This is a genomic window from Nocardioides sp. (assembly GCF_047607365.1).
Lineage (GTDB): Bacteria > Actinomycetota > Actinomycetes > Propionibacteriales > Nocardioidaceae > Nocardioides.
The window spans coordinates 1-5,560 of sequence record NZ_JASGDD010000034.1; the positions used below are offsets into that span (position 1 = coordinate 1).

At 71.1% G+C, this 5,560-nt stretch carries 5 protein-coding genes; 4 read left to right on the forward strand and 1 reads right to left on the reverse strand.

Translation table 11 applies throughout. The annotated features are described in order from the left end of the window. The first annotated feature begins 1,231 nt into the window (after positions 1 to 1,231). From QM572_RS02910 to QM572_RS02920, 3 genes are all read left to right on the forward strand, one after another. A complete protein-coding gene (locus QM572_RS02910; RefSeq protein ID WP_415089844.1) occupies positions 1,232 to 1,864 on the forward strand; it encodes a pyridoxamine 5'-phosphate oxidase family protein in 633 nt (210 codons plus the stop codon). Then, the gene (dapF, locus tag QM572_RS02915; protein ID WP_415089846.1) at positions 1,864 to 2,727 is read left to right on the forward strand and encodes a diaminopimelate epimerase; all 864 of its coding nucleotides are present in this window, start codon (positions 1,864 to 1,866) and stop codon (positions 2,725 to 2,727) included. The genes QM572_RS02910 and dapF overlap by 1 nt, the downstream gene beginning before the upstream one ends. Before the next feature lie 91 nt (positions 2,728 to 2,818). After that, the gene (locus tag QM572_RS02920; RefSeq protein ID WP_415089848.1) at positions 2,819 to 3,223 is read left to right on the forward strand and encodes an antitoxin; all 405 of its coding nucleotides are present in this window, start codon (positions 2,819 to 2,821) and stop codon (positions 3,221 to 3,223) included. An 18-nt stretch (positions 3,224 to 3,241) separates the two neighbouring features. Here QM572_RS02920 and QM572_RS02925 read toward each other — a convergent pair whose 3' ends face one another. Continuing rightward, positions 3,242 to 4,219 (reverse strand): LysR family transcriptional regulator, encoded by a 978-nt coding sequence (locus QM572_RS02925; RefSeq protein WP_415089850.1) that lies wholly within the window; start codon positions 4,217 to 4,219, stop codon positions 3,242 to 3,244. 72 nt (positions 4,220 to 4,291) lie between these two features. Here QM572_RS02925 and QM572_RS02930 point away from each other — a divergent pair. Next, a partial coding sequence (locus tag QM572_RS02930) for an MFS transporter (protein ID WP_415089852.1) occupies positions 4,292 to 5,560 on the forward strand: 1,269 nt, incomplete at its 3' end.

Consider the following 5,560-nt stretch of genomic DNA (forward strand, 5'->3'; position numbering starts at 1 on the left):
CCGACAACGACGCCAACGCGTCCTCGGAAAACTCACCCCGGTCGAATTCGAGACCATCCATATCGCCACCACCACTACGCTGGCTGCGTAATCAAACCCGGGTCAACCAACTCGACAGCAGCCCCAAGTTCCCCACCTAGTGACTTGCGGCAGTAACGATGAATGATGCGTTTTCGACTGACTTGATTGACGGATCCCCAATCAAGTATCAGTTCCCAAACCTCAGTGGGCAGAGGAACCGGACGCGGCCGATGATCGCCTACCCCACACTGTGAAGAAGGCTACCCACGCCAGCAACAAGACGAGCCACGTCCCGAATTCGACCGTACCGATTCCGCCGAATTGTCCGACAATCAGCGGCAGAACGACGATCAATATAAGCACGGGGAGCAAGAACTTGCGACGTTGTGTCATAGCGTTATCCATTCTCAGTCGGTCGTCTCCCACGACCACGTGCCACTATAGTGCGCGCGAAGGATGTCGGTGGCTGGCCGACCTTGGACGCGTACTATTTTTACTATTATGACCTCGACTGGTAGGGGTGAGAATGCAGCTTGGGTCTCGCGCTCAGTGGGCGATGGCGGTCGTCGGCGCCTTCGGGGAGTTCGCCGTGTGGCTGATCGCTCGCCCTGACCAAGCGGGACCTGAGTGGAACAGCGGTCCTGCGATGTTGTACTGGTTCGCTGGACAAGTCGTCGTGGCCATAGCGATCGGTCTCATGTCCAAACGATGGGCGACAGTCCTCACCGCGATCTCCGCTGGGACCCTGCTCCAAGTGCTCCACTTTGCCCTGTTAGGGGAGCATTACGACAACGCCCTCTGGCCCGTTGGGCTACTGGGGCAGGTTGTCTTCGGCTTCGTAGCCGCCGGGGTCGGAGTCGTGACGAGTCTGCTCTTTTGCCGACGGGCCCGCCTCAATTAGGCAGCAAGCTTGCTGTCCACCGAGGCAGCGCTGGCGCTACCCCGAACACGCGGGGTAGCACCCAGGGCACCGGAAAGGTCGCACCAACTTCTACAAGAGCGGCAGGAAGGGTGTCTGCCACACGGTGTGGGAGATCAAGTACGTACGGGATCATCCTCGGCCGCTCCAGGTGGCGACGTCGTACTCGGCTCGCCAGGAGCTCGTCGTCAACGGCAAGGAAATCGACAGCACACGAGGAACCACGCGGCCAAGAGCTTCGCGACGCGGCGGCGATGGGCTGACGAGGAGGCGGCGCCGTACGATCGTCCGGTGACGCCGATCGAGACCGTGGACGAGCTCGTCGCCCTGCTGGGCGAGCCGACCGAGCGCGCCGCAACCAAGGGCCGGCCGAGCCTGCTCGAGGTCGACCGGCAGTGGCTGGCCGCCTCGCCGTTCTGCGTGATCTCGACCTCGGACGCCGAGGGCAACTGCGACGCCTCGCCCAAGGGCGACCCGGCCGGCCAGCTCGTCCATGTCGTCGACGACACGACGATCGCCATCGCCGAGCGGCCGGGCAACCGCCGCGCCGACGGCTACCGCAACGTGCTGTCCAACCCTCACGTCGGGCTGCTCTTCCTCATCCCCGGCCGCACCGACACGCTGCGGATCAACGGCCGGGCCCGGCTCGTCTCCGACGCGCCGTTCTTCGACGCGATGGCCGTCCGGGGCCGCCGGCCGATCCTCGCCCTGGTCGTCGAGGTCGACGACATCTTCTTCCACTGCGCCAAGGCCTTCCTGCGCAGCTCCCTCTGGGAGCCGGAGACCTGGCAGGGCGGCGCGGACGCCGCCGCGTGCGCGGTGCCGTCGCGGCCGGAGATCGCGAAGGCCGTCGAGTTGGACACCCGCAGCATCGAGGAGCTCGAGGCCTACTACGGCCCGTCGTACGCGGACGGGCTCTACTGATGGGCGGCTACCCGTTCCTCAAGGGCCACGGCACCGAGAACGACTTCGTCCTCCTGCCCGACCACGACGGCGCCGTCCACGGCGCGCTCGACGACGCGAGGGTGGTGGCGCTGTGCGACCGCCGTGCGGGGATCGGCGGCGACGGGGTGCTGCGCGTGATCCGGACCCGGTCGATGGCCCGGATCGACCCGGCGCTGGAGGGCCGGGTCGGCAGCGCGGAGTGGTTCATGGACTACCGCAACGCCGACGGCTCGATCGCGGAGATGTGCGGGAACGGCGTCCGGGTCTTCGTCCGCCACCTGATCGACGAGGGCCTCGTCCCCGCCGGCGCCCCCGTCCCGGTGGCGACCCGCGCCGGGATCAAGACGGTCAGCGTCGCGTCCGGGACCGACGAGCTGGTCGCCGACCTCGGCCGTCCCCTGCTGCTGGACTCCTCGACGGTCACCGTCGGGAACGCTTCCTGGAAGGCGCGCCACGTCGACCTGGGCAACCCGCACGCGGTGGCGTTCCTCGACGACGCCGACGACCTCGGCCCGCACGGGCCGGTCGGGCCGCTGCTCGACGAGCCGGGCTACGACCACGACCTCTACCCCCACGGCGTCAACATCGAGTTCGTACGCCGCCTCGGGCCCGCCCACGTCGCCATGCGCGTCCACGAGCGCGGCTCCGGGGAGACCCGCTCCTGCGGCACCGGAGCATGTGCGGTCATGGTCGCGACCGCGGACGCGGACGGGGCGAGCCGCAACACGGCGTACGCGGTCGACGTGCCGGGCGGCCGGCTCACGATCACGTGGACGGCCGACGACCGGGTGCTGCTCCAGGGCCCGGCCGTGATCGTCGCCACGGGAACGACGAGTCTGTAGTTCTCCTTGCCCATTGGGGTTCGCCGCTTTCCGGCCTAGGTTGGAGGAAAGCCGCGGCCCTCGAAGGGTCGCCCGTCCTTCAGGGGGATCGATGAGTTTCGCAGACAAGGCCAAGGAGACCGCGCTCGAGGCGGCCGACCAGGCGAAGGAGGCCGCCGCGAAGGTGGTGGAGTCGGTGAAGCTGGCCGCTGCCGGCGCCGCCGAGAAGATCGAGGCGGGCGGCTACGTGGACAAGGCCGCCGCCACGCTCGACGAGAAGACCGGCGGGAAGTACAGCGAGCACATCACCAAGGTGGCGGAGACCACCAAGAGCGGCGTGAGCAAGCTCAAGGCCGACGGCGAGACCGCGACCTCCGTCGAGTACTCCACCGAGTTCGGCACCGAGCCGACCGAGACCGCCGCCGACGCGGCCGCGGTCTTCGAGGAGGCCGAGCGCTTCGACGCCGCCGACAACGCGGACGTCGGCGCGCAGTTCAAGGAGGACCCGCTCGCCTGACCCGGCCCGGATCCGGGCTCAGGCCGCCACGTCCGCCTCCGGCTCGGAGCCCTGCCCGTCGCCGTGCGTCCCGGTCGCTCTCGTCGTCCCGATCGCCGACGCGACGGCGTAGAGCAGGTGCTGCCGGGCCGGATGGGCGTGAGCGTCCTCGCGCCACGCGAGCCGGAGGGACGACGCCAGCGGCGCGGTGTCGAAGGGGATGCGCACCAGTCGCCCCGAGGCAAGGTCCGCGCGGATCACGAACTCGGGGATGAGCACGCTCGCCAGGCCCTCGATCGCCCAGGCGCGGGCGATCTCGACGCTGGCCAGGCGCTCCGCGCCGACCCCACCCAGCAGCCGCTCCAGGCCGGCGTGCAGCGCGCAGCGGCGCGGGCCGATCACCACGCGGTGCGCGCCGAGGTCCTCCAGGCCGAGCGAGGTCGAGCCCGCCCGGTCGGCGAGAGCCGCGAGCGGGTGGCTCGGGGCCACGGCGAGCGCGGTCTGCACCGGGGCCAGCTCGAGCCACTCCAGGTCCGCCGAGGCGGCGTCGGACATGATCCAGTCCTCGTCGCCGAGCCGCACGTCGAGGAGCACGCCCGCGTCGGCCCGCCCCGAGCGGACCTGCTCGATCGCGTCGAAGCGGTCCACGGCCGTCGAGACCGTCACCTCGAGCTCGGGGTGACGCTCGGCGACGACGCGGAGGACGGCCGGCAGCTGGGTGGACACGATGTGCTCGGTGCCCACGACGCGCAGGGGCCGTCGCTCCCCTCGGGCGAGATCGACCGCACGCTGCCAGCCGCCCAGCACGACCGGGGCCTCCGAGGCCAGCCGCTCCCCGGCCGGGGTGAGCCTCAGGCCGGTGGGAGTGCGGTCGAAGAGCGGCACGCCGACCTCCGCCTCCAGTGAGCGGATCTGGGCCGAGACCGATGACGGGGCGCGGTCCAGGGCGGCCGCGGCCGCCAGCACGGTTCGGTGCTCGACCACGGCGAGGAGGGTGCGGAGCAGGCGGAGGTCCATGTTCGGGGAAACCGAACGGGACGCTCGATTCTTCCGGTCGCCTCGGCGTCCCGGGCGACCGAGGGTGGATCCATGACCGAATCCGCCGTCCCTGCCGCACCGGCGCTCCGGCGTACGCATGACCAGCTGCTGCTGTGCGGGATCTGCCTGGGCTACTTCATGGTGCTGCTCGACGCGAGCGTGCTCAACATCGCCCTGCCGTCGATCTCGGCCGACCTGGGCGGCTCCGCGACCGGCCAGGAGTGGACGATCTCCGCCTACCTGGTCGCCTTCGGCGGGCTGCTGCTGTCGGGCGGCGGCGTCACCGATCGGTACGGCGCCCGCCGGGTCTTCCTCCTCGGCGTCGGCGGCTTCGCCGTGGCCTCGGCACTGTGCGCGGCGGCGCCGTCGCTGGGGCTGCTGATCGGCTTCCGGGTGCTGCAGGGCGCCTCCGCGGCGCTGATCCCGAGCTCGACGCTGGCGCTGCTGGCCGCGCTGCGGCCCGACCCGGCCGAGCGACACCGCGCGATGGGGCTCTTCGCCCTGGTCACGGGCGTGGGCTTCGCCGCCGGCCCCGTCCTCGGCGGGGTGCTGCTCGCGGTCGGTGACTGGCGACTCCTCTTCGTCGTCAACCTGCCCGTCGCCGTGATCGCGATGGCGGTGGGACGAGTCGCCCCGCCGGTCGGCCGTCGGCCGGCGCGGCTGGACCTGGTCGCCCAGGGCGCGATGGTGCTCGCCGGCACGCTGCTGGTCTTCTCCGTGATCGAGGGGTCGGGGCACCCGTCGCGGCTCCTGTGGAGCGTTCCCGCGACCGTGACGGCGCTCCTGCTCGTGGTGGCCGCCGAGCGCCGCAGCCCTTCCCCGGCACTGCCGGCGCAGGTGCTGCACGCTCCGGGCATCGCCGTCGCCACGGCGCTCGGGTTCGGCATCCAGGTGATCCTGGCGGGTGGGCTCTTCGTGCTGGGGATCTACCTGGTCGGCGTACGCGCCCTGTCACCGGCGCGCGCCGGGCTGGTCACGCTGCCCTTCACCCTCGGGCCGCTGCTCGGCCCGTGGGTCGGGCGCTTCGGTGCGCGCGCGGGGGCGCGCACGTCCGTGCTCCTCGGCCTGGTGCTGATCGCGGCCGGGATGACGGCCGCCGGCTGGACCGTCGCGACCGGGGCGGCGCTGCCCGTGACGATGCTCGCGCTGCTGATCGCGGCGCCGGGTCTGCCGCTGACCATCATCCCGATCACGATGATGACCGTCGCCGGCGCTCCGGCCGGGTACGCCGGTGTGGCCGGTGGGCTCTTCAACGCCGCGCGCCAGATCGGGGGCGCCGTCGGCGTCGGCGCCCTCGGCGGTGTGCTGCGCGCGGGCACG